25 protein-coding genes and 1 riboswitch are annotated in these 26,809 nt (G+C 62.5%); of the genes, 10 read left to right on the top strand and 15 right to left on the bottom strand.

Annotation, left to right across the window (positions count from 1 at the left end; all coding sequences use genetic code 11):
* The first annotated feature begins 15 nt into the window (after positions 1 to 15).
* The 4 genes from thrC (at position 16) to N0P34_RS16225 (ending at position 6,403) form a co-directional block, all read left to right on the top strand.
* Entirely contained in the window at positions 16 to 1,410 is a 1,395-nt protein-coding gene (thrC, locus tag N0P34_RS16240) for a threonine synthase (RefSeq protein ID WP_275604265.1), read from the top strand.
* Positions 1,411 to 1,463: 53 nt separating this feature from the next.
* Positions 1,464 to 2,726, top strand: coding sequence for a pitrilysin family protein (locus N0P34_RS16235; protein ID WP_275604264.1), 1,263 nt, complete (start codon positions 1,464 to 1,466; stop codon positions 2,724 to 2,726).
* 64 nt (positions 2,727 to 2,790) lie between these two features.
* On the top strand, positions 2,791 to 3,348 hold the full coding sequence (locus N0P34_RS16230) for a GNAT family protein (protein ID WP_275604263.1): 558 nt from the start codon (positions 2,791 to 2,793) through the stop codon (positions 3,346 to 3,348).
* Positions 3,349 to 3,523: 175 nt separating this feature from the next.
* The gene (locus tag N0P34_RS16225; RefSeq protein ID WP_275604262.1) at positions 3,524 to 6,403 is read left to right on the top strand and encodes an EAL domain-containing protein; all 2,880 of its coding nucleotides are present in this window, start codon (positions 3,524 to 3,526) and stop codon (positions 6,401 to 6,403) included.
* 14 nt (positions 6,404 to 6,417) lie between these two features.
* On the opposite strand, the gene N0P34_RS16220 is transcribed toward N0P34_RS16225, so the two are convergent.
* Complete coding sequence (locus N0P34_RS16220; protein WP_275604261.1) at positions 6,418 to 6,993, bottom strand: YqgE/AlgH family protein; 576 nt, start codon at positions 6,991 to 6,993, stop codon at positions 6,418 to 6,420.
* A 129-nt stretch (positions 6,994 to 7,122) separates the two neighbouring features.
* On the opposite strand from N0P34_RS16220, the gene N0P34_RS16215 reads away from it, so the two are divergent.
* From N0P34_RS16215 to N0P34_RS16205, 3 genes are all read left to right on the top strand, one after another.
* The gene (locus N0P34_RS16215; protein ID WP_275604260.1) at positions 7,123 to 7,935 is read left to right on the top strand and encodes a protein-disulfide reductase DsbD domain-containing protein; all 813 of its coding nucleotides are present in this window, start codon (positions 7,123 to 7,125) and stop codon (positions 7,933 to 7,935) included.
* 128 nt (positions 7,936 to 8,063) lie between these two features.
* Positions 8,064 to 8,558: a peroxiredoxin gene (locus tag N0P34_RS16210; RefSeq protein WP_275604259.1), complete on the top strand. Its 495-nt coding sequence runs from the start codon at positions 8,064 to 8,066 to the stop codon at positions 8,556 to 8,558.
* A gap of 19 nt (positions 8,559 to 8,577) precedes the next feature.
* Positions 8,578 to 9,159, top strand: a complete 582-nt coding sequence (locus N0P34_RS16205) for a hypothetical protein (protein ID WP_275604258.1) — start codon at positions 8,578 to 8,580, stop codon at positions 9,157 to 9,159.
* Between the two features lie 54 nt (positions 9,160 to 9,213).
* Here N0P34_RS16205 and gcvPB read toward each other — a convergent pair whose 3' ends face one another.
* From gcvPB to N0P34_RS16160, 9 genes are all read right to left on the bottom strand, one after another.
* The gene (gene gcvPB / locus N0P34_RS16200; protein WP_275604257.1) at positions 9,214 to 10,761 is read right to left on the bottom strand and encodes an aminomethyl-transferring glycine dehydrogenase subunit GcvPB; all 1,548 of its coding nucleotides are present in this window, start codon (positions 10,759 to 10,761) and stop codon (positions 9,214 to 9,216) included.
* Complete coding sequence (gcvPA, locus tag N0P34_RS16195) at positions 10,758 to 12,101, bottom strand: aminomethyl-transferring glycine dehydrogenase subunit GcvPA (RefSeq protein ID WP_275604256.1); 1,344 nt, start codon at positions 12,099 to 12,101, stop codon at positions 10,758 to 10,760. Before gcvPA ends, gcvPB begins: the two co-directional genes overlap by 4 nt.
* 13 nt (positions 12,102 to 12,114) lie before the next feature.
* The gene (gene gcvH / locus N0P34_RS16190; protein WP_275604255.1) at positions 12,115 to 12,480 is read right to left on the bottom strand and encodes a glycine cleavage system protein GcvH; all 366 of its coding nucleotides are present in this window, start codon (positions 12,478 to 12,480) and stop codon (positions 12,115 to 12,117) included.
* Between the two features lie 9 nt (positions 12,481 to 12,489).
* Entirely contained in the window at positions 12,490 to 13,650 is a 1,161-nt protein-coding gene (gene gcvT / locus N0P34_RS16185) for a glycine cleavage system aminomethyltransferase GcvT (protein ID WP_275604254.1), read from the bottom strand.
* A 150-nt stretch (positions 13,651 to 13,800) separates the two neighbouring features.
* A riboswitch (glycine riboswitch) is annotated at positions 13,801 to 13,888 on the bottom strand.
* Positions 13,889 to 14,321: 433 nt separating this feature from the next.
* Entirely contained in the window at positions 14,322 to 14,807 is a 486-nt protein-coding gene (locus tag N0P34_RS16180) for an ATP F0F1 synthase subunit B (protein ID WP_275604253.1), read from the bottom strand.
* 5 nt (positions 14,808 to 14,812) lie between these two features.
* Positions 14,813 to 15,439, bottom strand: a complete 627-nt coding sequence (locus N0P34_RS16175) for a F0F1 ATP synthase subunit B (protein ID WP_275604252.1) — start codon at positions 15,437 to 15,439, stop codon at positions 14,813 to 14,815.
* Positions 15,440 to 15,532: 93 nt separating this feature from the next.
* Complete coding sequence (locus N0P34_RS16170) at positions 15,533 to 15,760, bottom strand: F0F1 ATP synthase subunit C (protein WP_275604251.1); 228 nt, start codon at positions 15,758 to 15,760, stop codon at positions 15,533 to 15,535.
* A 63-nt stretch (positions 15,761 to 15,823) separates the two neighbouring features.
* Positions 15,824 to 16,594 carry a F0F1 ATP synthase subunit A gene (locus tag N0P34_RS16165; protein WP_275604250.1) on the bottom strand — a complete coding sequence of 257 codons (771 nt, stop codon included), beginning with the start codon at positions 16,592 to 16,594 and terminating at the stop codon, positions 15,824 to 15,826.
* Between the two features lie 23 nt (positions 16,595 to 16,617).
* Complete coding sequence (locus N0P34_RS16160) at positions 16,618 to 17,007, bottom strand: AtpZ/AtpI family protein (protein WP_275604249.1); 390 nt, start codon at positions 17,005 to 17,007, stop codon at positions 16,618 to 16,620.
* A gap of 386 nt (positions 17,008 to 17,393) precedes the next feature.
* Between N0P34_RS16160 and N0P34_RS16155 the strand changes: the two genes are divergently transcribed.
* Positions 17,394 to 18,758 carry a DUF4214 domain-containing protein gene (locus tag N0P34_RS16155; protein ID WP_275604248.1) on the top strand — a complete coding sequence of 455 codons (1,365 nt, stop codon included), beginning with the start codon at positions 17,394 to 17,396 and terminating at the stop codon, positions 18,756 to 18,758.
* Positions 18,759 to 18,773: 15 nt separating this feature from the next.
* Here N0P34_RS16155 and N0P34_RS16150 read toward each other — a convergent pair whose 3' ends face one another.
* The 3 genes from N0P34_RS16150 to N0P34_RS16140 form a co-directional block, all read right to left on the bottom strand.
* Positions 18,774 to 22,229, bottom strand: a complete 3,456-nt coding sequence (locus tag N0P34_RS16150) for an AAA family ATPase (protein WP_275604247.1) — start codon at positions 22,227 to 22,229, stop codon at positions 18,774 to 18,776.
* A gap of 168 nt (positions 22,230 to 22,397) precedes the next feature.
* Entirely contained in the window at positions 22,398 to 23,162 is a 765-nt protein-coding gene (locus N0P34_RS16145) for a DsbA family protein (protein ID WP_275604246.1), read from the bottom strand.
* Positions 23,163 to 23,250: 88 nt separating this feature from the next.
* The gene (locus N0P34_RS16140) at positions 23,251 to 23,766 is read right to left on the bottom strand and encodes a DciA family protein (protein WP_275604245.1); all 516 of its coding nucleotides are present in this window, start codon (positions 23,764 to 23,766) and stop codon (positions 23,251 to 23,253) included.
* Positions 23,767 to 23,824: 58 nt separating this feature from the next.
* Between N0P34_RS16140 and N0P34_RS16135 the strand changes: the two genes are divergently transcribed.
* Together N0P34_RS16135 and mutY are read left to right on the top strand one after the other, a co-directional pair.
* Positions 23,825 to 24,175 carry a hypothetical protein gene (locus N0P34_RS16135; protein WP_275604244.1) on the top strand — a complete coding sequence of 117 codons (351 nt, stop codon included), beginning with the start codon at positions 23,825 to 23,827 and terminating at the stop codon, positions 24,173 to 24,175.
* A gap of 9 nt (positions 24,176 to 24,184) precedes the next feature.
* Positions 24,185 to 25,237, top strand: coding sequence for an A/G-specific adenine glycosylase (mutY, locus tag N0P34_RS16130; protein WP_275604243.1), 1,053 nt, complete (start codon positions 24,185 to 24,187; stop codon positions 25,235 to 25,237).
* Here the strand turns inward: mutY and N0P34_RS16125 are convergent.
* Together N0P34_RS16125 and N0P34_RS16120 are read right to left on the bottom strand one after the other, a co-directional pair.
* Positions 25,234 to 25,539 (bottom strand): TM2 domain-containing protein, encoded by a 306-nt coding sequence (locus N0P34_RS16125; RefSeq protein WP_275604242.1) that lies wholly within the window; start codon positions 25,537 to 25,539, stop codon positions 25,234 to 25,236. The two genes, mutY and N0P34_RS16125, sit on opposite strands and share 4 nt — an antisense overlap.
* Before the next feature lie 143 nt (positions 25,540 to 25,682).
* Positions 25,683 to 26,798 (bottom strand): site-specific DNA-methyltransferase, encoded by a 1,116-nt coding sequence (locus tag N0P34_RS16120; protein ID WP_275607004.1) that lies wholly within the window; start codon positions 26,796 to 26,798, stop codon positions 25,683 to 25,685.
* Between the last annotated feature and the right edge of the window lie 11 nt (positions 26,799 to 26,809).

The following is a 26,809-nucleotide window of genomic DNA, read 5'->3' as shown; positions in this document are numbered from 1 at the left end:
GGGCTCCTCCACCCGATGCAGTTTGTTTCAACGCGCGGCCAAGCGCCAGCGCTAGGCTTCTCCGACGCAGTTTTGGCCGGTCTTGCTTCTGATGGCGGACTCTACGTTCCCGCGTCCTGGCCGCAGTTCACCTCTGATGAAATTGCCGCCTTTGCCGGTCGGCCCTACGCGGAAGTCGCTTACGACATCATCTCGCGCTTTACGGGCGATGAGATTCCCCCACCGGCGCTGCGCAAGATCGTCGACGGCGCATACGCTTCGTTTCGCCACCCGTCCGTTGCGCCGCTGATCGAGCTTGAGCCGGGCCATTTCGTGCTCGAGCTCTTCCATGGGCCGACACTGGCGTTCAAAGACGTCGCCATGCAGTTCCTCAGCCGCATCATGGACCACATCCTGACCGAGCGCGGCCTAAAGGCGACAATTGTCGGGGCTACCTCGGGTGATACCGGCTCGGCTGCAATCGAGGCCTTCCGCGGCCGTGATACGACTGACATCTTCATCCTCCATCCGCAGGGCCGCACCTCCGAAGTGCAACGTCGGCAGATGACCACAGTGCTCGACACCAATGTGCATAACATTGCCGTCGAAGGGACCTTCGACGACTGCCAGGATGCCGTGAAGGCGATGTTCAATCATCACGCCTTCCGCGACCGTGTTCGCCTCTCCGGGGTGAACTCCATCAATTGGGGCCGTATCGTCGCCCAGATCGTCTACTATTTCACCTCCGCAGTGTCCCTTGGCGCTCCGCATCGGCCGGTAAGCTTTACCGTGCCCACCGGCAATTTTGGCGACGTTTTTGCCGGTTACTGCGCCAAGCGCATGGGCCTGCCGATCGAAAAGCTGGTGATCGCCACCAATGCCAACGATATCCTGCGGCGGACGATGGATACGGGCCGTTACGAAATGTCGGGTGTTTCGCCTACGATCAGCCCGTCGATGGACATCGAGATATCCTCCAATTTCGAACGTCTGTTGTTTGAATCGGTGGGTCGGGATGCCACTGCCGTGAGCCGGATGATGGCCGCCTTGAAGCAGTCGCGCGGCTTTGAGCTTCCCGAGCAATCCATCGCTGCCATACGGCGCGAATTCTCGGCGGGCACGACCGACGAGGCCCAGACCAGCGCCACCATTTTGCAGACTTGGCGCCAAGCTGGTTATCTGCTCGATCCGCACACTGCGGTTGGCGTTGGGGTTGCGCGTCACGAGATCAAGGCGGGGACGCCGATGATCTCGCTGGCGACCGCCCATCCTGCCAAATTCCCGGCAGCAGTGTCCGCTGCCGCAGGAACAAATCCTGCCTTGCCTGATTGGCTCGGCGATCTTTATCAACGGCCGGAGCGGCTGGACGTATTGCCCAACGATCAGAGGGCGCTGGAAGACTTCATCTCGTCGCGCACGCGCGCGGCCTGAAACCACTTTATGGGAGTGACGGTGCTTCGTACCGTTGGCTCAGGAGAACGAGTGTGAGCGTACAATCGACGACCCTCGACAACGGCATGGTTGTGCTGACCGACGACATGCCCCATCTCGAAAGCGCCTCGCTTGGCGTGTGGGTAAAGGCAGGCGCGCGGTCCGAGCGAAAGGCCGAGCACGGCCTTTCCCACCTCCTCGAGCACATGGCCTTTAAGGGCACCAAGTCTCGCAACGCCTTGGAGATCGCCGAGTCGATCGAGAATGTCGGTGGGGACCTGAACGCCGCGACGTCGATTGAGCATACCGGCTATTTCGCGCGCGTCCTCAAGGACGACGTGGTGCTTGCTGCCGATATCCTTGCCGATATCCTCCAGAATTCTACCTTCGATGAGGACGAGATGACCCGCGAAAAGCAGGTTATCGTCCAGGAAATCGGCGCGGCGCGCGACAATCCCGATGACCATGTCTTCGATCTCTTCCAGGAAGCCGCGTTTCCCTCGCAGCCGATTGGACGCACGATTCTGGGTACAGTCGACTCGGTCCGGGACTTCTCTCCCGAAATGGTCCGCAAATATATGCGTCGGAACTATGTGGGTGACCACATGGTCCTCGCAGCGGCGGGCAATGTGGACCACGATGGTCTCGTGGAAGTGGCGCGGGAACGCTTTGCAGATCTGGCGCCGAACGGCGCGCCGGCGCCACAGCGCGCGGAATATAGGGGCGGCCAGGAACGTCTCGTTTCCGACCACGAGCAGGCCCATATCGTGCTTGGTTTTGAGGGTCGGGCCTATAATTCCGACGGTTTTTATGCCGCTCAGGTCCTCGCATCCGTTCTGGGCGGCGGCATGAGTTCGCGTCTCTTCCAGGAAGTGCGTGAGAAGCGCGGCCTCTGCTATTCGGTCTATTCGTTCCACTGGGCCTTCGCCGATAGCGGGGTGTTCGGCGTTGCGGCGGCCACCGGGGAGGATGAGGTCCCCGAACTGATTCCGGTTGTCATCGACGAACTGCGCCGTGCCGCACAAACCATTTCCGAAGAGGAAGTGGTCCGTGTGCGCAATCAGATTCGCGCTGGCCTGTTGATGTCGCTCGAAAGCCCCTCGGCTCGCGCCGGGCAATTGGCGCGCCAACAGATCCTCTGGGGTCGCACCATTCCGATGCAGGAGACGGTTGAGCGGATCAACCGGATCACGGCCCAGCGCGTTCGCGAAGTTGCCGAGCAGATTTTTACGTCCGGCACGCCCACTCTTGCGGGTATTGGGCCGATCAGCGGCCTGGCCGATGTCGAGAGCATCGGCGAGAGGCTTCGGCGCTGACCCCATGCAGTGGCCCTGGTCTTCTCCGGCGCCATTAGTCGAACTTCGCGGCAAGCGCTTGAGCATGCGTTTGCCGCAGATGCGGGACTATGAAGAATGGGCCGAACTGCGTCGCGTCAGCCGGCCGTTCCTAAAACCATTCGAACCCCGCTGGACCGAAGCTGACCTGACCAGGCGATTGTTTGCCATGCGCGTCAAGCGGGCGCGCCTGGAGGCGGAGCAGGGGACCGACTACACGTTTTTGTTGTTCGTTGGCACCGGCGGCAAGCAGGCGCTCGCCGGCGGCATGACCCTGTCCAATATTCGCCGGCGAGCGGCCCAGTTCGTTACCCTTGGCTATTGGATGGGCCAAAGCTATGCGGGCAGGGGCCTGATGAGCGAGGCCGTTTCCATGGCCATGCCGTTCGTCTTCGAAACGCTCGACCTGCACCGCGTCCACGCGGCCTTTCTCCCCACAAATATCGCCTCGCGGCGTGTTCTCGAAAAAAATGGCTTTGTCGAAGAGGGCTTTGCCGAGCGCTATCTGCAGATCGACGGGCGCTGGGAGGATCATGTGCTGATGGGGCTCACCCGCGAGCGCTGGGATCTGCTGAGGCTTGGCCGGCGCACGCCTTCGTTCTAGCTTGGCCAAGGTGTTGCCGGCGCGCAACACCCGCTAAAGCTTGTCGCAGCCTGCAATCTCCCGTACCAAGGAGGCGCTCCCCAGGGAGGTCCGAATAATAAACGGCGCGTCCGCACCGCACGATTGCGCGGAGAGCTGCCACAAAGAAGCCTTGTGCAGGAATTAGCTGCCCCTGATGCGTCATTTGCTTTCCCTCGCGTGTTTCCTCGTTTTCGCGCTCTCTGGCCTTGCGCCCGCGCGCGGCTTCGAGGTCATCTCCGTCCCCGAGGACGTGAACGCCGTCAATCTGTCCGAAGTCATCGAAGTGGTGCGCGGCAATGACGGCCGCGTTCAATTGTCCACGGCGCCCGACGCGGACGGCATCATCCGGCGCATCGAGGTCTTGGCGAGCGAACAGGGCACCAATCCCAGCTTTGCCCTCTTCGCCCTGCGCAACGATAGCGACCAGCAGATCGAGCGACTGCTTGTCGCCCCGTTCTTCCGCCTGCCAGGCTCCGGTGTCTTTCAGCCGGATTTGGGCGAGGCCCGGGTCAGCGCGGTAACGCCGAGCGTGGGCATCCGGCCCGTCAGGCTATCGGATCCCGAGGCCGATGTTTTCGAGGTCACTCTCGATCCCGGCTCGACGGTCACGCTGGTTGCCGAATTGTCGTCCGGCAACTTGCCGGAGCTCTATCTCTGGCAGCCCAACGCCTATCGCGACTATGTCAACTCCTTCACCCTGTTCCGGGGTGTCGTGCTCGGCGTGGCCTCGCTGGCCGCCGTCTTTCTCACCATAATGTTTGTGGTCAAGGGGCGCGGTGTTTTTCCGGCGACGGCGGCCTTCGCATGGGCGGTGCTGGCCTATCTCCTCATCGATTTCGGCATTCTGGGCCGCCTGTTCTCGATTTCGGCGGGCGGGGTGCAGCCTTTGCGTGCCGCCGCGGAGGCAGGCATTGCCACCACCTTGGCAGGCTTCCTGTTCATATATTTGAACCTGCATCGCTGGCATTTGCGCTTCATCCATCTCGCGCTCGGCCTCGCAGCGCTTTTCCTCGCCCTTTTCGCTTTTGCGTTCTTCCAGCCCGCTATCGCCGCCACCATCTCGCGTCTTGTGCTGGCCATGCTGGGGCTCTCCGGCTTCTTCCTGATCTTGCTGCTGGCGCTGCGTGGCTATGACCGTGCAGTGCTGCTCGTGCCCACCTGGATCATCTTCATCGCCTGGCTGTTTTATGCCTGGCTGGTGATTTCCGGACAGGTCAGCAATGACGTCGCCCAGCCGGCCGTCGGGGGTGGCCTGGTGCTTGTGGTCATGCTCCTGGGGTTCACAGCCGTCCAGCATGCCTTCTCGGAGGGGCAGGTCTCCATCGGCACATTGAGCGAGGTGGAGCGGCGGGCGCTGGCGCTTACCGGTTCCGGCGACTTTGTCTTCGATTGGAATATCGATCGCGATCGGGTCACCGTGAGCGATGAACTTGCCATTCGTCTCGGTGAAAAGCGCGGTGCCCTGCGCGGCGCCATCAAGCGCTGGCTCGACCGGGTGCATCCCGATGATCGCGATCGTTTTAGAACGGCGTTTGATACGCTCGTTGAGCTGCGCCGCGGCAAAGTCTCGTCAGACATCCGGGTCGCCGGCCATGACGGCACCTATCGCAGTTTCCGCATGCGGGTGAAGCCGGTTCTTGGTGGCGATGGCCAGGTAAACCGCATCGTCGGAACCCTGCAGGACGTCACCGAAGATCGCGCAGCGCGCGAACGCCTTCTCCACGACGCGGTCCACGACAGTCTTACCGGCTTGCCTAACAAGCAACTTTTCCTCGATCGCCTGGAGCGCGCCCTGGAGCGTGCGCGCCTGCCGGGCGGTATCAAGCCGGCGGTGTTCCTTATCGACATCGACAGGTTCATGGAGCTTGAGGAGCGTATCGGCCACTCTGCGTCCGACTCCGTGCTGCTGGCCATGTCGCGCCGCATATCCCGCGCGATCCGTCCCCTCGATACCGTGGCGCGCATCACCGGCGATCAGTTCGCTGTCATCCTTGCCTCCGAACAGGCAGCCGGCAAGATCGCCGAGATCGCCGAACAGATCCGCAAGGCACTGAAGGCGCCCTTCAACTTTGGTGATCGCGACCTGACGCTTTCGGCCTCTATCGGCGTCACGATCTACGACAGCAATCCCGCCTCTGCGGCCGATGTGCTGCGCGACGCCGAACTGGCCATGTACTACGCCAAGCGTCTCGGCGGTGATCGCATCGAGGCCTACCGGGCCTCGGCGCGCTCGATTTCGACCTATAATCGCGCTAGCGAGGAAGATCTGGAACGCGGGATGAAGGACGGCGAGTTGCATGTGCAATTCCAGCCCGTAACCGACATCATCACCGGCCAGATCGTCGGTGCGGAAGCGCTGATGCGCTGGAACCACCCCACGCGCGGCGCCGTGAACCCCGATGAGTTCGTGCCCCTGGCCGAGCGATCCGGCCAGATCGACAAGCTCGGGCGCCTGGCCTTCGAGCAGGCAGCCACCCAGACACGCGAATGGATGAACAGCATCGGGCTTCCCGAGGAGTTCTTCGTTTCCGTCAATCTGTCGCCGACCCAATTGGCGACGGAAAGCATGCTGGCGGACATGCGGAGCCTGCTCGACAGGGATAAGGCACTGGCGTCACGCCTCAAGCTGGAGGTCACTGAGGGCCAGGTGATGAGCAATCCCGAGCATTCCGCTTACATGCTGGAGGCGTTGCATGGTCTGGGGGTCGGCCTGGCGCTCGACGATTTCGGCACTGGCCACTCTTCGCTGAGCTATTTGCATCGCTTTCCGTTCGACACGATCAAGATTCCAGCCGCTTTCGTGAAGATGGGAACGGATACAGGAATTGCGCATACCCAGGGGCCCATCATCAAGGCGATCGTGGCCCTGGCGCGGGACCTGGACTTGATGGTGATTGCCGAAGGCGTGGAATCGCTCGACGAGATCGAACGTCTCCGTCAGCTCAATTGCCGGCTCGCCCAGGGCTTTGCCTTTGGCACGGCGATGACGGGCGCCGAGCTTGCCCGCAAGCTGATGGCGCAGCAGGGCCGTTGACGGCCGTCCGGGCTTCAGGCGTGGCCGGCGTCTGAGCTCAGGGATGCTCTCGTGATATGCAGTCGGGCCAGCGCCTCGTCATAGCGATCCTCGACCGGAACGTCGAAGAGCAGCGCCCGGTCGAACGGCACGGTCAGCCATCCATTGGCGCCGATTTCGGTCTCAAGCTGGCCCGGACTCCATCCGCAGCACCCCAGCGCGAAGAGGGCGGCCTTGGGAGCAGGTCCGAAGGCGATGGCCTTCAGGACGTCAAGCGTTGCCGTCAGCCCCAGTTCTTCCGAGATCTTGTAGGTATTGCCGCTGTGATAGTCGGCGGAGTGAAGCACGAAGCCACGGCTCCGCTCGACTGGACCGCCACGCATGACTGCGCGGTCGCGAATGATGTCTGGCAAGCGGATGACGGCGTCAGGATCTCCCAGGTCGAGCTCGTCGAGAATGTCGGAAAAGCGCAGGCTGGCGAGTTCGTGATTGATCACCAAGCCCATGGCGCCATCGTCCCCGTGCCCCACGAGGAGGATGACGCTTTCCGCAAAGCGTTCGTCCTCCATATCGGGCATTGCGACCAGGAATTGTCCTTCGAGCGAGTTCATCTCTAGATAGTAGGGTGCCGCTTGCGCCGTGCCAAGCGCAGCAAGTCTCCACGCTTGACATTGACCATCACGAAGGCCTGAACTGGCGTCAGCTATTCCTTCATGCTCTCCTGCGCTAATGCCACGGTCATGCGTATCCTGCCCCTTCTGCTCGCCCTGATCGTTACCCCTCCCTTCGCCGTTTGCGCGGCCGAGACGCCGTGGCAGGAGGTTGCTCCCGGTGTTTCGATCCGCCTGATTTCAACGGGGACGGTGAGCGCTGAAGGAAAGACGCTCATTGGCCTCGAAATCGATATGCCGGCGGACACCAAGACCTATTGGCGTGTTCCTGGGGATACAGGTTTGCCACTCGGTCTCGATTTCCTGGGGTCGGCAGGAATATCCGGACATCAGGTGATCTGGCCCTACCCGATCCGCGAGAAGAAGGGCTCCTATCTCGACTATGTCTATTATGGCCCCACAGTGCTGCCGATCGAGGTCACGCTGGCTGGCGCCGAAGCCGAGGCGGCAGTCAGCGCCACATTAGGCATCTGCTCCGATATCTGCGTTCCCGCCCGGGCCAGCTTCGATCTCAACCTGGAAGAGGGGTCTGTCGACAAGGTCAATTCGCTTCGCCTCCGCCAGGCGGTCGCACAGGCGCCGATCGCCTGGGATGGTGGCGACCAACCCCTGGGCGACGTCGATTTTCTCCCCGACGAGAAGGCGATAGCGGTCGAGATCACCGACCCCGGTTTCGACATTTCTTCGCTTATCGCGACGACGCAGACAGGAAAGCCGCTTTTTGGCATGCCGCAAAAAAGCCCCCAACAAGACCTAGTGCTGCTTCCCATCCTGGAGAAAACCGAGAATAGTGGCTTGGAAGGCCAGGATGTTCAGCTCACATTCATGACCGGTATGGGAGCATTCGAGCTCAGCCGGACGATTGGGGCCGACGACGAGTAAATAGTGCTGCCCATGGCGAAGGGACCATCTGGTCTTGTATGTAGGCTGAAAGCCGCATATCGCAGGGCAGAGAGTTTTGGGCGTATGGCGGCTCCTAGCCGCCGAGAGGGTATAGGGCACATCCACGAATGATTGAGCGGGGCAACGCGATCCCTTCTGTCGGGGTCAAGCTGGTGAATGCGTCCGGTATTTCCGATGTAACCAGCGATGCCGTCCTGGGCGAGGGGATTGTGGTTCTCTTCTCCGTCCCCGGGGCTTTCACACCCACTTGCCACGTCAATCACCTCCCCGGGTTTTTGGCGAATGCCGGAAAGCTCAGAGCGGCGGGAGTGAGCAAGATCGTGTGCGTCGCCGCCAATGACCAACACGTCATGAAGGCCTGGGCGGAGTCCAGCGAGGCCCTCGATACCATCGAGTTCATGGCCGACGGCAATGGCGAACTGGCGCGGATGCTTGGTCTTGCCAAGGATCTTTCACCCTTCGGAATGGGCACGCGCTATGCCCGCGCCGCAATGATCGTGCGCGACGGTGTGGTGTCCGATGTTTTCGTCGAGGATGGACCGGGGGTGAACGCCAGCGGCGCCCCTGCGATCCTCATGGCGCTTGAAGCCGCCAATGCATAATCGAGCCGGGAGCACGCTCATGACCAAGAACACCTTGATCCGTGTCGTCGCCTCGGCGGGCCTTGCCACCCTGCTGGCAGGTTGCTCGATGGGCAGCATGTTCGGGGGCGGGTCGACCGCCTCCAGCGCCAATCTGCAGAATGCGACGGCCACCCCGGCTGCGGTTGCGCAGGCACAGACCAATGCCCTTCCGGCCATCGCCACGCAATGCCCGCCCATCAAGGTCCGCCTTGGCGGCGAAGCCATGTTCTACTATGGCGGCGGCCGCACCGGCGATCCCAAGGCGCTGCAATATCAGGGCGTCATCGACGAGACGACGCGCAATTGCGTCGTTTCCAATGGCCTCATCACTGTCAATATGGGTGTGTCGGGCCGTGTCCTCCTTGGCCCTGCAGGGACGCAAAGCTCGGTCAATGCGCCGATCCGCTTTGCAGTCGAGCGCGATGGCCAGGCCATCTTCTCGGAAAAATACACCATTCCCGTAGCCGTCACTCCGCCAGCCCAGTCAGCTGAATTCGTCAAGGTGGTGGAAAATGTCGCTGTGCCCTATCTGGGCGGTGAGACCATCACCATCTGGGTCGGCTTCGACACCCGCGGGTAACAAGCTCAGCTTCCAAGAAAAAAGGCCCGGTGCAAACGCTCCGGGCCTTTTTCGTTACTCTGCTGCCTTCGGCAGTTCGGTCGGTCGTTCCCAGCGCAGGATTGGCTGGCGGGCCGCCCGCGTTTCGTCGAGGCGACGACGCGGAGCCTTCATGGGCGCGGCAGTGAACCGGGCGCTGTTGCCTGATTTGGCGTCCTGCGCCAGCTCGGCCATGACGTCGCAAAACTTGTCGAGGGTCTGCTTGCTCTCGCTCTCGGTGGGCTCGATCAGCATGGCCCCGTGCACGACCAGCGGGAAATACATGGTCATCGGGTGGAAACCCTCGTCGATCAGCGCCTTGGCGAAATCGAGCGTGGTGACGCCGGTGTCCTTGAGGAAGCTGTCGTCGAACAGGGCCTCGTGCATGGTCGGGTAGTCGGGGAAGGGGACCGAGAACAGGTGCTCGAGACGCGCCTTGACGTAATTGGCGTTGAGCACGGCATCCTGAGCCGCCTGTGCGAGGCCGTCAGCGCCGTGGCTCAGCATATAGGTCAGCGCCCGCACATACATGCCCATCTGGCCGTGGAAGGCCGTTACGCGGCCCAGTGCTTGGCTCTCGACATGTTCCACCAGCTCAAGGCCGTTCTCTGCCTTGCGCACGAAGGGGACGGGCGCAAAGGGCGCCAGCGCTTCGGACAGCACAACCGGACCCGCACCCGGCCCGCCGCCGCCATGGGGCGTCGAGAAGGTCTTGTGGAGGTTGATGTGCATGGCGTCGATGCCGAGATCGCCCGGACGCACCACGCCCATAATGGCGTTGAAATTCGCGCCATCGCAGTAGAAGAACGCGCCGGCCTCGTGGATCGCCTTGGCAATCTCGATTACCTGGGGCTCGAAGAGGCCGCAGGTATTGGGATTGGTCAGCATGATCGCCGCGACGTCGGGCGAGAGCGCCGCCTTCACAGCCTCCACGTCGACCGTGCCGTCATCCTTGGCCGGCACGGGCTTCACGCTATAGCCGAGGAAGGCCGCGGTTGCCGGATTGGTGCCGTGGGCGCTTTCCGGGACGAGGACGATGCGGCGATGGGACTGACCGCGGGCCTCCTGTGCAGCCTTGATGGCCATCATGCCGAGGAGCTCGCCATGCGCGCCGGCCTTGGGCGAGAGCGCCACGGCAGCGGTATTGGTGAGCGTCATCAGCCAGTAGGAGAGCTCGTTCATAAGCTCCAGCGCACCCTGCACGGTGGAGACCGGCTGCAGCGGGTGGATGTCCGAAAAGCCCGGCAAACGGGCCATTTTCTCGTTGAGACGCGGGTTGTGCTTCATCGTGCACGACCCCAGCGGATACATGCCGCTGTCGATCGAGTGGTTCATCCGCGACAGGCGCACATAGTGGCGCATGGCTTCGGGTTCGGTGAGGCCGGCCAGGTCCAGCTTGGTCTGGCGGCCAAAACCGCCGAGACGGTCGTTGGAAAACTCGACCTCGGGGAGGTCGACGCCGGAATGTTCGGTGTCGCCGATCTCGAACAGCAGCGGTTCATCGGGGATCAGCGCCGAACCGGAGGCATTGGTGCTGCCGCCGGTGCCGATGCCGGTGGGGCGGCCTTGCGTGTTCATGCTCATGCCAGTTCCTCCGTCAGAGCCGCGGAAAGAGCAGCAATATCAACGTCTGTAGTGAGTTCGGTGGCAGCCAGGATGATGAGGTTTTCCACCTCCGGATCCCCCGGCAAGAGGCGGCTGGCGGGGACGCCGGCGAGAATGCCGCGCCGGGCCAGGCGCTCGACCACCGAAGCGGCCGGCTGGGTGACGCGGATGGTCATCTCGTTGAAGAAGGTCTTGTTGAGGACCTCGACGCCCGGGATTGCGGCCAGAGCATCGGCCAGCTTGATCGCGTTGGCGTGGTTGAGGCGGGCGAGGCGAACGAAGCCGGCTTCGCCGAGAAGCGACATATGGATCGAGAAGGCCAGGGCGCAAAGCCCTGAATTCGTACAGATATTTGACGTCGCCTTCTCGCGACGGATGTGTTGCTCGCGGGTGGAGAGGGTGAGGACGAAGCCCCGATTGCCATCGGCATCGACGGTTTCACCGCAGAGCCGGCCGGGCATCTGGCGGATGAATTCCTTCTTCGTCGCCATGAGGCCGAGGTAGGGGCCGCCAAAATTGAGAGCATTACCAATGGATTGGCCTTCGGCGACGACGATGTCGGCACCCAGTGCACCGGGGGCTTCGAGCAGTCCCAGCGACACCACCTCGGTGATGACCACGATCAGCAGCGCACCCTGGGCGTGGGCTGCATCGGCAGCCGCCTTCATATTGCGCAAATGACCATAGAAATCAGGGGTTTGGATGACGATGGCGGCGGTGTCGCCGTCAATCTTATCCAAGATATCCCCCTGGCCCTGCGGCGAGGGCGACAGGCAGACAAGGTCGGAATCGTCCTTGAGATAGGCCTTCACCACGTCCCTATAATGGGGGTGGAGACCACCGGAGAGGATAATCTTGTTCTTTTTCGTTATCCTGCGGGCCATTAGCACCGCTTCGGCCGTGCCGGTCGAGCCGTCATAGAGCGATGCGTTGGCGACGTCCATGCCGGTGATCTTGGCCACCTGCGTCTGGAACTCGAACAGCATCTGCAGCGTGCCCTGCGAGATCTCCGGCTGGTACGGCGTATAGGCCGTAAGCCATTCAGAACGCTGGATAAGATGGTCGACCGTGGCGGGTACATGGTGACGGTATGCACCGGCCCCGACGAAGAACGGACCATCGCCGGCAGAATGGTTCTTGCCGGCCAAGGCGCGCATATGCGCTTCGACGAGAAATTCAGGGCTATGTGCCGGAAGATCCAGCACAAAATTCTTGAGTGCAGCCTTGGGGACGGCGCTGAACAGCGCGTCGATATCGGGCGCGCCGATGACGCCGAGCATGTCGGCGCGCTCATGGGCGGAGTGGGGGAGATAGCGCATGAAACTCAGGGGCTTAGAGGGTCAGATCGGCATAGCCGTCGGCGTCGAGCAGGGTCTCGATTTCGGCGGAATTGGCCACGCGGATCTTGAACATCCAGCCTTCGCCCTCGGACGCAGTGTTTAGCGTTCCGGGCGAATTCGTTAGCACAACGTTAACTTCGACGACCTCACCGGAGACAGGCGCATAGATCTCGGAAGCGGCCTTCACCGACTCGACTACGGCGGCCTCGTCGCCCTTCTTGAGCACCTTGCCGATCGCCGGCAGTTCGACGAAGACGATGTCGCCGAGCTGCTCCTGGGCATAATCGGTGATGCCGACGGTGCCGATGTCACCCTCGACGCGGATGTATTCGTGGTCTGGCGTAAATTTCGTGGTCATGGCGGGGCCTCAGGCTGGCTTGCGGAAATAATTGTGGGGGACGAAGGGGGCGGCGACGGCTTCGGCGGGCTGCAGGCGCCCCCTGACCGAGACTTGCAGCTTGCTGCCGATAGCGGCGTGTTCTGGTGGCACGAAGCCAAGGGCGATGGCCTTGCCCAGCGTCGGAGCAAAACCGCCGCTGGTGACGACGCCAATGGCATTGCCGGCAGCATCAAGAATTTCAGCGCCTTCGCGGGCCGGCGCGCCTTCGACGATGAGGGCGACACGTTTGCGGCTGAGCTTTCCCTCACGCTCGGCGAGAATACGCTGGGCGCCGGGAAAATCGGCGGCCTCGCGGCGGCGCTTGGATACGGCAAAGCCAAGATCGGCTTCGATGGGGGAGATGGTCTCGTCGAGGTCGTGGCCATAGAGCGGCAGGCCGGCTTCGAGACGGAGGGAATCGCGGGCGCCGAGACCGATTGGTTTGACACGCTCGTCGGACAGCAGGGTCTCCCAGAGGCGCGGGGCCTGCTGCGGCGAGCAGAGGATCTCGAACCCATCCTCGCCGGTATAGCCGCAGCGGGAAATGGTCAGGTCTTCATCACCCCAGGGGAAGGTCGAATAGGTCATGAAACTGAGTTCGGAGACGCCAGGAACGAGCTTGGACAGAATTTCGGCGGCCTTAGGGCCCTGGAGGGCGAGGAGCACGTTGTCGTCGGCGCGCTGGAGCCTGGCCCTGTCGCCGGCGGCGGCCTTGAGACGCGAAAAATCGGCTTCCTTGATCCCGGCATTGACCACGATATAGAGCGCGCCCGGATGGAGCGGGGAGCGGCCAATCATGAGGTCGTCCAGAACGCCGCCGTTCTCGTTGAGGAACAGCGTGTAGCGGATCTGGCCGGGCTTGAGGTTGAGGATGTCGCCGCAGACCAGAGGTTCGACGATACCGGCGATCTCTGTATAGTCGCTGTCGGCGTCGCCAGTCGAGCCGGTGAGGGTCAGGAAGCACGGGCCCATATGGCTGACGTCGAACAGGCCAGCCTGTTCGCGGGTCCATTTGTGCTCGGCCATGATGCCGGTGGGATATTGAACGGGCAGGGAATAGCCGCTGAACGGCACCATGCGGCCGCCCGCAGCAATATGCTGGTCATTGAGCGGCACGGTAAGGAGGGTTTCAGCTTCGGACGCGGACATGGAGCGCTCTCTGGTTGGGCAGGCGACACGACAAGGCTCCGCCATTTGGCGGAAATGCGTGCCCCCTCTGTCCTTGCCCTGAGAGATTTCCCGGCTGAGCGCCGGTTGCTCCTTCGGAGAGGCCGCAAGCGACCTGCTTTCCAGAGTGTTTGTCCGACTACGGTCCGGTTGCCTGAGAGTTTCCGGGGCGGTTGCTCCTTCGGCGCCGGCCTAAGCCGATCTCTCCCGCAGTCGCCGGCACCATGGTGGAGAAATTTAATGGCGTCAATCGGGGTTGGTGATTGTCCACGTGGGGTGGGGGAGATGGATGGGTGGGAGTTGCGTGAGTGCTTTTGTCTGCTCTGGGTGCCCTCGGGCTCGACCCGAGGGAAGGGATGGAAAGGTCTTGGGGGTGTTGGCCGCACTTGGGCCCTGACCAATTGTTTACGGTGTCATTCCTGCGCAGGCGGGAGCCTCTGTTAACGGAGGTCCCCGCGTTCGCGGGGATGACACAGAGGCGGGACAGAGCTTGGAGCGCTGTGCGGGTGGTTAGTGGCCCTCGGGTCAGGCCCGAGGGAAGCCCGGTGATTGGGGGAGCGCTGTGCGGGAGCGGTGGGGACTGGGCGCACAAAACAAACAACAAAAAAGGCGGGCATTGCTGCCCGCCTTCAAATCTGGAGAACCAAGAGGACTTAGTTCAGACGACCGGCGACGTCGGCGATGGCCTTGTCGATGATCTGACCGCCCTTGGCATTCATTTCGTTGCTCAGCACGGTGCGGGCAGCTTCCACGGCCAGATCGGCGGAGCGGGCACGCACTTCGGCGATGGCCTGGGCTTCGGCCTGGGCGATCTTGTCTTCCACCGACTTGGTGCGGCGGGCGACGAGGTCGGCCAGGGAAGCCTGCGCTTCGGCGGTGAGGCGAATGGCCTCTTCCTTGGCGGCGGTGATGATGCCTTCGGCTTCGGCCTCGGCAGCGACGCGCTTCTGCTCATATTCGGCGAGCAGGGCGGCGGCTTCCTCGCGCAGGCGCTTGGCCTCGGAGATGTCCGTCTCGATCTGCTTGATCTTCTTGTCGAGCATGTTGCCGATGACGCGCGGGACGCCAACATAGATCAACAGGCCGATGAAGAGGACCAGGCCGACGAGGGCGTAGAAGCTGTTATCGAGCCATTCCATCGCGATTACTCCTTGGCCTTGGCGACTGCAGCGCGGACATTGTCTGCATTGACGTCACCGACGAGCTGGCTAACCAGCGCCTGAGCCGTGTCGGCGGCGATTTCGTCGACATGGGTCAAAGCTTCAGCCTTGGTCGCGGCAATGCGGGCTTCGGCAGTGGAGACCTTGGTGGCGAGATCGGCTTCGACAGCGCCGCGCTTGGCAGCGAGATCAGCCTGGATCGCCTCACGGCTCTCGTTTGCGATGCCCTGTGCCTTGGCCTTGGCCTCGGCAAGTGCCTTCTCATAGGCGGCGATGGCGGCGTCAGTCTTCTGACGAGCCTGGTCGGCGGCGGCCAGATCGGCTTCGATCATGGCCTGGCGCTTTTCGATGATGCTGCCCATCTTGGGAAGGGCAATCTTGCTCATCAGCAGGTAAAGCGCGGCAAAGGAAATAGCGAGCCAGAGCAACTGGCTGGGAAAAGTAGCCGGATCGAAGGGCGGGAACACGTCCGAATGATGGGCATCCCCATGCGCTTCGGTGGTGGCGTGCGTGTCGGCCGTCGGATCGGCATGGACTGCGTCGGCGCCTTGCGCTTCTACATTGTCCTCGGTCGGCGTTTCCGCCTCTTGGGCGAAGGCTTGCGTTACCATCTGGTCGGTCCCGTTTAATCCAGCGTCCGGCACATGCCGGACAGAATGGGCGCAGCCGGGCAGGCCCGGCTGCGCAAATTCATCGTCAACCTATTAGGCGACGAACAGCAGGATCAGAGCAACCAGGAACGAGAAGATGCCCAGAGCTTCGGTCATGGCCATACCAAAGATCAGGTTACCGACCTGGCTGGGTGCTGCGGACGGGTTGCGCAGGGCACCCGACAGGAAGTTCGAGAAGATGTTCGACACGCCCAGGGCGGCACCAGCCATACCCAGAGTTGCGATACCGGCGCCGATCATCTTTGCGGCTTCAACATCCATTTGTTTGTCCTTTCGAGGGTCAAAAATTCCGGCGAAAAGCCGCCGTTTAAGGGACTCAACGCCTTAGTGTGATGGGTGGACCGCGTCGTTGAGATACATCGAAGTCAGCACCGCAAACACATAGGCCTGCACTACCGCGACGAGCAGTTCGAGTGCCGTGATTGCCACAGTCATGATGAGCGGCAGCAGGGCACCCAGCCAGCCAAGCGCGCCAAGGGCACTGAGGCTGACCACAAAGCCAGCAAACACCTTGAGAGTGATATGGCCGGCAAGAATGTTACCGAACAGACGAACCGACAGGCTGATCGGGCGCGACAGGAACGAGATGATCTCGATCGGCACCACGATGGGCAGCACATAGGCAGGAACGCCGGCAGGAACGAAAAGCTTGAGGAACTTGAAGCCGTGACGGAAGAAACCATAGATGATCACGACGCCGATCACGAGAAACGCGAGGGCAGCGGTGACGATGATGTGGCTGGTCACGGTGAAGAAGTAGGGGAACATGCCGAGCAGGTTTGCCACGAGCACGAAGCCGAAAAGCGAGAACACGAAGGGGAAGAACTTCATTCCCTCGGTGCCGGCTGAACTTCGCAACATATTGGCCACGAAGCCGTAGGCCAGCTCACCCATGAGCTGGAAACGACCCGGAACCAGCGCGTTGCGCGAGGCGGACATCACCATGAAACCGGTGAGGATCACCACGGTGGCGACCATGAAAAGCGCCGAATTGGTGAACGAGAAGTTCATCGCCGTGCCGGCTGCTTGGTCACCGATGTGAATCGGGATCAAATCGGAGATGACAAACTGGTGGATCGGGTCAGTACCGGCCATGGAGCCCTCTAAGCGTCATCAATCTATTGCCCGCTTCCGGCATCCTTGTCGGAACCGTCTTTTGGCTCCAACGGGACTGCCGTCGCGGCATTCATTTCGGCCACCACACGGGTGACATTCAATATTCCAGCAGCGAAACCCATCATCAGCATGATGAGCATGGCCCAGGGGCTGGTCCCCAATCCAAGGTCGATCAGATAGCCGATAACGGCACCGACCAGCACAGCCGCCACGAATTCACTGCCGATGCGAATGCCTCGGTTCATGCCTTCCGACGACCCGGAATTGCCACCCGCGGATCTGTTGTCCGCCAGCATGCGCTCCCGCTTGGCCAAGGCAATGCGCGATGCGAGATCCCGCGTTGCCTCGGTGGCGCTATCGGTTTGGCCTTGGTTCTCCGGCGGTTTTGCCATCCGCACACTCCCCTTGGCCGGCCCTTACCCGCTAAAACGGGCGCGCCTCCTAAGTCGGGCGCAACATAGTGGTGCCCCCTTATGGTGTCAAGGCGCGCCTTGATAGATTAAGATCATGTTTTAAAAGGGTTTTTTCCACTGGAGGCCGGGTGCGGCATGCTGTCCACAGCTCAATTCTGGCGGAGTCATGGCGATGGAGGAGGATTCTCTCCCGGGCGGGACGCCGGCCGGCACCATATTTTGGCCCGAGGCCCGCTCTATCAAGCCATCAGGCGCATGTGGCCCACCCTTTTTGCCGGGGCCCGCCGGACAACAGCATTACCGGAACGTTAACAATTTCTCGACACTGGTTGCGGTAAGGTTTTCGGCCGCTCTCGGGGGACATCATGGCACGATATGTCGACGATTATACTGCGCTGTTCAGCAACCAATCGAGCTGGAACCAGCCCTATGGCGGGACCATCAAGGCCAAGGCGCTCTTTCTGACCTATTCCTTTGCCGAAGTCGTTCCCGCCAATATCGAAGGCGTAAAATATAGCGACCCCAACTATTTCCGTCCCCTCACCGGCGCGGAGCGGGCCTTGTTCCGCGAGGCCATCAAGACCTGGGAGGATGTCTCGGGCATCGTCTTTTTCGAAGTGCCTTCGGGAATGGGCGATATCGAGGCGGGTGGCTACCAACTGGCGGGGACGGTGGCCGGTCAGGGCTCCATGCCGTCCTCGGGTGTCTACATGAAGGGCAGCCAGCCGGCCCTGTTTTCGCCCAGCTATGGCTATGACGGGGTCTTCCTCGATCAGAAAACCGGCATGAATCTTCATGTCATGCTGCATGAAATCGGCCACACGCTGGGCATGGAGCATCCTCACGACGGCACCGAACCGCTGCTGAACCCCAGCAAGGACAATGGCGCCAATACGGTCATGACCTATAATGACTATGACAATCGCCTGGGCGTCATGGACGCGCAGGCCATCCAGGCCATGTATGGCACGCCGGGACAGAAGGGCACCCAGATTGCCAGCTGGAACTGGGACCAGGCGAGCCTGACCTTGACCCAGAGGGGGACCGCCGCCTCCGAAATCATCCATGGTACCGGCGCGCACGATGTCATCTATGCCGGTGGCGGCCGCGATCTCGTCGTGACGCGGAGCGGCAATGACGTGGTCTATGTCAGCGGCAAGGTTTTCAGCGTCAATGCCGGAACGGGCTTCGACATCGTCGTCACCGACATCTCCCGCTCCGTCTTGTGGGAAGTGTCCCGCAGCGGCGATATCGTCCACATGATCTCCCACGGGGCCAGCGACTGGGACATGATCGTGATGCAGGCCGAGCGGATCAATTTCACCGACGCGGTCCTCGCCTTCGACTATGACGGCAATGCCGGTCAGGCCTATCGGCTCTATCAGGCGGCGTTCAACCGCACGCCGGATGAAAAGGGCCTCGGCTTCTGGATCAAGGCGATGGATCAGGGGCAGGGCAATGTCTATTGGGCAGCCAGCAATTTCATTGGCTCCAATGAATTTGCCTCGCTCTATGGCACCGCCTCCAGCGTCTCCGACGAGGCCTTTATCGGCCTGCTCTACCGGAACGTGCTCAAGCGTGGGGCCGACGCGTCGGGGTTCGCGTTCTGGATCGACGAAGGGCTGAAAAAGGGCATGGGCCGCGACGCCGTGCTGGTCAATTTCTCGGACAGTGCCGAAAACAAGGCCAATGTCGCCGGCCAGATCGAGGATGGCATCTGGTTCGTCTAGGCCGTAGCCCCGAAGCTACACGGCTTCGAGGAAGCTTTCGGCGGTCTGGAGATCGACCGAGACCAGTTGCGAGACGCCGCGCTCGGCCATGGTGACGCCGAAGAGCCGGTCCATCCGGCTCATGGTGATCGGATTGTGGGTGATGGTGAGGAAGCGCGTATTGGTGCGCTGGCGCATGCTCTCGAGCAGATTGCAGAAGCGCTCCACATTGGCGTCGTCGAGCGGCGCATCGACCTCGTCGAGCACGCAGATCGGCGCCGGATTGGTGAGGAAGACGGCAAAGATCAGGCTCATCGCCGTCAGCGCCTGCTCGCCGCCTGAAAGCAGCGTCATGGTCTGGGGCTTCTTGCCGGGCGGACGGGCAATGATTTCGAGCCCGGCTTCCAGCGGATCGTCGCTTTCGACAAAGGTCAGCTCCGCCGTGCCACCGCCAAACAGTGTCGTGAACAGCTCCTGGAAGTGGGCGTTCACCTTGCCGAAGGCCTCGTTGAGCCGCGCCCGGCCCTCGCGGTTGAGCGCGGAAATCCCGGCGCGCAACTTGGCGATGGCTTCAATAAGCTCATCGCGGTCGCGCACCATGGTGTCCCGCTTTTCCTGAACCTCTTCCGCTTCCTTTTCCGCCGAAAGATTGACGCCGCCCAGACGCTCGCGCTCGGCTTTCAGCCGGTCGAGCTTCTGCTCGATGACGCGTTCGGCCGGTAGCGCTTCCTCGGGGCGGATGCCGGAGACTTCGAGCGTCTTGTTGGCAGCAATGCCCAGCGTTTCCTCGACCTGCCGCTCGATCTGCTGGCGCTGGGCCATATTGCCCTTGAGGCGCTCTTCGATGCGGCTGAGTTCGATGCGCACTTCGGCGAGCTTTTCGCTGGCGGCGCGCAATTGCTTTTCGGCCTCGCGCCAGAGGGTCTGGGCCGCGCCGAGACGGTCGCCGGCCTCGCCATGGGCTTCGGCGGCCTCCTCGATCTGCTCTTCGAGCTGGGCCTTGCGATCGGCAAAGCCATCCGGCGCATCGGCAAGCTGGCGCATCTGGGTTTGGACATCGGCGGTGCGCTGGTCGAGCGTGGCGAGGTGTCCTTTTGCGCTTTCGAAACGCCGCTGCCAGGCGGTGCTGTCGCGCATGAGCTGTTCGAGACGCGAGCGGCGCATGCGCGCGGCGGCATCGAGATTGGAGAGTTTTGCGCGGGCCTGCTCGGTTTCGTCCCGCAGGCGGGAAAGGCGCCGCTGGCCGGCCTCGACCTCCTGGGCGACTGAGCCTTCGTCATCGGCATCGGCCAGCGCGTCCTCGGCGGCGGCACGGCGCTCCTCGATTTCCTCGAGGCCGGCGAGAATACGGCTATGAGCTTCCTCGAGCGCCGATTTGCGGCTGGCAAGATCGCCCAGGGCGCGCTGTGCCGTATCGAGGAACGATTGGGCAACACCGATGGCATGCTGGGCCGCACGCCACATTTCGCGACGGCTGCGCTCTTCCTGGCGCGCGTCGTCGAGCTGGCGGGTGAGATTGTCCACATCGCGCCGCCAAGTGTTGCGCTCGGACTTGGCGCGGAGGATTTCTTCGTCCAGCTCGGCGAGACGATTGCGCTGGGCGAGGCGCTGCGCCGCCGGGGTCGGAGCGTCGGCCGCCGAGACCAGTCCATCCCAGCGCCAGAACGCGCCATCGATGGTCACGAGGCGCTGACCGGGCCAGAGGGCCTGCATCAGGCTGGGCCCGTCAGCCGGATCGACAAGGCCGATCTGGTCGAGGCGCCGCTTCAGCAAGGGGGTGCCGACGACGTAGCGCGACAGCGGCTCGGCGCCCTGGGGCAGGGCCGGATCGTCATAGCCTTCAATGGCCACCGACCAGTGCATCGGTGCCCCGGCATCCGAGGACGCTTCGAGATCATCGCCCAGCGCCGCACCGAGTGCGGTTTCGTAGCCGGGTTCGACCCGCAATTCATCGACGATTGCCGGCCACAGGCTGGCGCCGATATTGAGCATCTTGCCGAGCGTGGTGGCCTCCGCTTCAAGACGGGTCACCAGCGCGTCGAGCTCGCCGAGGCGGGGGCGCGCGTCGTCGAGCCTGCCCTGCGCATTCATGGCGGCTTCTTCGGCGGCGAGGGCGGTTTCCTCTGCCTCCTCGGCGTTGTCCTGCGCCTCGGTCAACGCGGCGCGGGCCTCATGCACCGCCGCATCCGCGTCGAGCGTTGCCGAGATCTCTGCCATCTCGGCCTCGACGGTGCTTAGCTCCTGCTGCAGGCGGGCGCGTCTTTGCTGGGCATCCTGGGTCATGCGGAGCGCCTCGGCGCGGCGGGCGCGCAATTGTGAAAGCCGGTCGGCGGCACTTCGGCTCTCGGCTTCCGCCGCGATGACAGCGTCCCGCGCGGCCTCGGCCAGTTCCTGGGCCGCATCATATTCGGCCTGGTTCTCTTCCTGCTCGGCTTCGAGATTGGCCCGCTCTTCGGCATAGGCGGCGAGGGTTTCCTCGCTTTCCTCGACCAATTGCCGTTCGCGCACGCCATCGGCGGCGATCTGGCGGAGGCGATCCTCCAGCTCGGCGCGGCGCTGGTCCATGCGGCGCGCTTCGTCGGCCAGCTGTTCGTGGAGGATCTTGTAGCGCTGCAGCACGGCCCCGGTCACCGCCTCGCGCTCCTTGAGCGGAGTGAGCGCGGCCTCGCTGGTGTCGACGCGCTTTTTGGCCTCATGCTCTTCGTGCATGGCATCGGCGAGCTGGCGGATCAGCACGGACTGCGCGGCCTCGGCCTCTTTTTCGGCGGCACGGCTGGCGACCCAGCGAATGTGAAACAGCGTCGCCTCGGCGCGCCGGATGTCGCCGGAAAGGCTGCGATAGCGGATGGCGAGGCGCGCCTGGCGTTTCAGCGTCTCGAGCTGGATCTCGATCTGGGCGATGACGTCTTCGACACGTTCGAGATTTTGCTCGGCTGCCCGCAGGCGCAATTCGGCCTCACGGCGGCGCGAATGCAGCCCCGAAATGCCGGCTGCCTCTTCGAGCAGCGCCCGTCGCGCCGTGGGCTTTGCCGCGATCAGCTCGCCGATCTGACCCTGGCGCACCATGGCGGGAGAATGAGCGCCGGTGGAAGCGTCGGCGAACAGCAATTGCACGTCGCGGGCGCGCACTTCCTTGCCGTTGACGCGATAGACCGAGCCCTGCTCGCGTTCGATGCGGCGGGTCACTTCGAGCACATCGGCAATATTGAGGGCGGCGGGGGCGGTGCGATCGCTATTGTCGAGGACGAGGGTCACTTCGGCCGAGTTGCGCCCCGGCCGATTGCCCGAGCCGGAAAAGATCACATCATCCATGCCCGAAGCGCGCATGGCCTTGTAGGAATTCTCGCCCATGACCCAGCGCATGGCTTCGACGAGATTGGATTTTCCGCACCCGTTCGGCCCGACAATGCCGGTGAGGCCCGGCTCCATGACCAGGATGGTTTCGTCGCTGAAGGATTTAAAGCCGTGCAGCCGGAGGCGTTCGAATTTCACGGATTTTCCCCAGTGCCAGCGGGGAGGGCGGGGGAGGAGGCGTCGGGATAGGGGGGCGTCCGCACCCCCTCCCAACCTCCCCCTTCAAGGGGGAGGTGCTGCATAAAGTGTATGGTCAGGCCGGCACGCTTGAACCCAACAGGCAGGCAAGCGTGTCGACTGACAAGCTTACGGCTGGGCAGGGGCCGGTGCCATTGTGCCGCCGGCTGGTGCCATTGCGTCGCCGGCCGGAGCCATGGCGTCCGTCGCAGGAGCTTCGGTCGCAGCGGTTGGCGCGACGAAATCGGCAGGCACAAGCGGGTCGATCTCGGCAGCGAGCTGCGCAAGCGTCTTGTCTCCCGAAAGCGTCTTGCCATTGACATAAAAGGTCGGCGTGCCCTGGAGTCCGAATTCATTCAGCGCCTGTTCGCGCTGGGCTTCCATCCCGGTGAACAGGTCCTGATTCGTCAAGGCAGCTTCAAAGCTTTCCTGGGTAAAGCCAAGCTGCATGGCCACGTCGAGCATCGCGTCGCGCGGCTTGTCCGAGGTGCCCCATGTGGTCTGGGTCTTGAAGAAGGTCCCGATGACATTGTGGTAATTGGCTTCGCCGGCAGCTTCGGCCAGCATGAAGATGGCCGCGTCGAGCACGTTGCGCACGAAGGGGCGCAGGATGAACTTGACCTTGCCCGTGTCCACATATTCGGCTTTGAAGTGCTCATAGACGGTGTTGTGGAACGTCGCGCAGTGCGGGCAGGTCGGCGAGGCATATTCGATGACGGTGACCGGTGCATCCGGATTGCCCAGGATCTTGTCTGCAATCCCGCCGGCTGGGGCCATCAGCTTGGCCTGGTCGATCACGTCGCCTTCGGCAGCCTGGCTGGCCGAAATGCCGCATAGGCTCAGCGCCGATGCTGCGGCTGCAAGGACAAGGGTCTCACGGCGATTGAATTTCACGTCTCAGGCTCCTGGTTTTTATGACGGCGACACTACACAAGGCCGGCGTGTCGGCAAGTGGGCAAGATTATCACTTGGGGGTGAACACTCATTCCCTTTTGTTGCCGGACCGGCTGGAGAGCGCCAGTCCGAGGGTTCTCAGCGCTTCGCGCAGCTCGCTATCTTCCACTTTTTCGACCGCTTCGCTGACCTTTGCGATTTCGCTCGGGCTCGGCTCCCTGGTTTTTTGGGTCTTCCGGCCTGAACCCGGCGTGAACGGCTCCGCCGAGAGGCGGACGTCCTGAACCAGCACATAGCCGAAATAGCGGTTCACCGCCGCAGCGATCGCCGGGGCGTCATGCTGTGCAAGAAGTGCCTGTCCCGGCGCGCAGCGCAGATAAAGCACGGCGCCTTCATGGCTGTTTGCGGATTTGCGCGGCCAGACCAGCTTGTCGGGCATGGTGATTTGATCATAAGGGCGCGGGGCGATGGCCTGCCAGTGGGTGATGATATCGCGCGTGGCAAAGCCGCGCTTCTTGAGCACGGGATCGAGCGCCCCCGCCAGCACATCGGCGAGGTTGAGCGTCTTGTTGCGGCGTTTGGGCTCGGGCGTGGTATCGGCCATGTCGGTCTACTAGCAGATAAGCATGCAATGGCCTATATTGCTCGGACTGGAGCACACCATGATCTCTGACGAGACAGTCACTCTCGAATTTCTAAGTCGGCAGCAGGCACAGCTGCTGGATGAACTTCGCGCCGTTCGGATCGAAAGCCGGGAGATCCGCCGCTCCTTTACCCTTATTTCCGAGCATTTTTCTCGGCAGGAACATCGGATCGTCGAACTTCGCGACGATCTGGAGACGCTGGTTAAGCTCGAATTGGGTGGCGCCATCGCCAATCTGGAAACCCGCCTCGAAACAGCGCTTGAGGGGCGTCTGGACGGCTACGTTTCCCGTCTGGATGGTGTGGAGCTTCGGCTTGAACGCCTCGATGAAAAGCTCGACGCCATACTGGCCGCTGTAACGCCTCGATAGTTTGAATTCATGCAGCTCATCTCTCCGCGCCGGATCGACGCGGCCGCAATTCTCGCCTGGTATGACGACCACGCGCGGGATCTGCCCTGGCGCGTGTCGCCCGCTGATCGGGCCGGCGGGGTAAAGCCCGATCCCTATCGCATCTGGCTGAGCGAGGTGATGCTGCAGCAGACGACCGTTGCGGCGGTCAAAACCTATTTCCTCCGCTTCACCAGCCTTTGGCCGAGTGTCCACGATCTCGCCGCGGCGCCGCTCGACGCCGTGCTGCGTGAATGGGCGGGGCTGGGCTATTATGCCCGGGCGCGAAACCTGCATGCCTGCGCAATTGCGGTGGTGGAGGAGCATGGCGGCGTGTTTCCGACGACTGCGGCGGGACTTTTGAGCCTGCCGGGCATTGGCGCCTATACCAGCGCGGCCATTGCCGCCATCTGCTATGACGAGAAGGTCGCCGTGCTCGACGGCAATCTCGACCGGGTGCTGGCGCGCTATTATGCGCTGCCGGTCCCGGTGCGCGAGGCCAAGGACGAACTCTGGGCGGCCCTCCAGGCCTCTGTGCCGGCGCGCGCCGGCGACTTTGCCCAGGCAATGATGGATCTGGGGGCGACGATCTGCGCGCCGCGATCCGCGCTGTGCATGCTCTGCCCGCTGCAGTCGGACTGCCGCGCGGCAAGAGACGGCACGCCGCTGCTCTATCCGATAAAGCCGGAAAAGGCCGAAAAGCCGGTGCGCAAGGGCCATGCCTTCGTCATGACCGACGCCGATGGCGACGTCTATCTGCGCACGCGGCCGGACAAGGGGCTATTGGCCAAGATGACCGAGGTGCCGACGTCAGAATGGACTTCGGAATTGGGCGAACCCGACTACCCGCTGGCCGCCGAGTGGCGGCATCGCGGGCAGGTCGTGCATGTGTTCACCCATTTCCGGCTGGAGCTGGAGGTTTGGTCGGCCAGTGTGGCGCCCGATGGGCTCGACACCGGCTGGTGGAGCGCCCCGCACGCGCTCGGCGGCGAGGCACTGCCGACCTTGTTCCGAAAGGTGTTGGCGCAGGCAGGGCTGCGCTAGCGGCGGCCGAAGACCCGGTCGGCGATATCGGTGTTCCGGCTCGCGGCCATGCCGGGAATAAGAAGAGCATCGATGAACCACCAGACGGCCACGATGAACCACAGAAAGCTCAAAAGCCCGAAGCTGACCAGGGTGACGAGCAGCACTATGCCGGACAATGCCAGCATCAGAAGCCCGCTGAGCGGGCGTCCGAGATAAAACCTGTGGGCGCCGACATAGCCGAGGAACGCCCAGAGGAGGTAAGCCACCAGCAGGGACTTCTTCTCGATGTCATATTGGGCTGAAACCCGATCCGTTGCCATTTTTACCCTCAAAAAGCTGCGACACCGAAAATGGGACTTCTGCCCCAGATTTCAAGGCTTTGCCGAGGGGACGAGCACACAAAAAAGCCGCCGGGGCAAACCGGCGGCCAGTCGATAGAGCCTGAGACGATTGGAGGTCAGGATCAGGCAGAAAGCAAATCAAGTTTTTGGCGCACGCTGGCCCGCAACACGTCGATGGGCTCGAGAACGCCAAGATAGTCGTGGTGCCAGAAGGTCCACCCGTTGCATGCCTCGGCTTCCTGAACCAGGGCGCCGACCTTGTGGATCGACCCCTGGTGCGGACCCGAGACGAGCGAGCCGTCTGCACGAACCATGGCAGAGTAACGTTTCGTTAAGTCGAAAAGTTGCGCGCCCGGTTCGATCAGGCCCTGTTCGACCAGCGAACCGAAGGGAATGCGGGTTTCCTTGCGCTTGGGCGTGACCGACTGCAGCGCGTCGAACACGGCGGGCCGGATCGAGGCGATACGCTGGCGCGCCGCGGCGATATAGGTTTCCTCGCGTTCGATGCCGATGAAATGGCGTCCGAGCTTGCGGGCCACGGCGCCGGTCGTGCCGGTGCCGAAGAAGGGGTCGAGCACGATATCGCCGGGCTTGGTCGTTGCATTGAGAATGCGGAACAGGAGCGCTTCGGGCTTCTGGGTCGGATGAACCTTGCTGTCATCCTCGCCCTTGAGGCGCTCGGCCCCGGTGCAGATGGGGAACAGCCAGTCGCTGCGCATCTGCGTGTCGTCATTGGAGAGCTTGAGCGCTTCATAATTGAAGGTGACGCGGCTCTTCTGGCTCTTCGAGGCCCAGATCAGCGTCTCATGCGCATTGGTAAAGCGCGTGCCGCGGAAATTGGGCATCGGGTTGGCCTTGCGCCAGACGATGTCGTTGAGCATCCAGAAATCGAGATCCTGGAGTGCCGTGCCGACCCGGAAAATATTGTGATAGGAGCCAATGACCCAGATGGCGCCATCGGGTTTGAGCAGACGCCGCGCAGCCTTGAGCCAGCCGCGGGTGAAGGCGTCATAATGGGCAAAGCTGTCGAACTTGTCCCAATCGTCGTCGACCGCGTCGACCTTGGACTGGTCGGGACGGGTCAGACCCTGCTCGAGTTGCAGATTGTAAGGGGGATCAGCGAAAATCAGATCGACGCTGCCGGCCGGCAGGGAATTCATGTGGTCGATGCAATCGCCCACGAGAATAGTGTCGATCGGGAGGCGGGTGGCCTCTTCCGCATTGACCTCAACGGCCATACGCGCGGTAC

The sequence above is a fragment of the Devosia sp. FJ2-5-3 genome (genome assembly GCF_029201545.1).
Lineage (GTDB): Bacteria > Pseudomonadota > Alphaproteobacteria > Rhizobiales > Devosiaceae > Devosia.
This window is presented reverse-complemented; position numbering and strand designations above follow the sequence as displayed.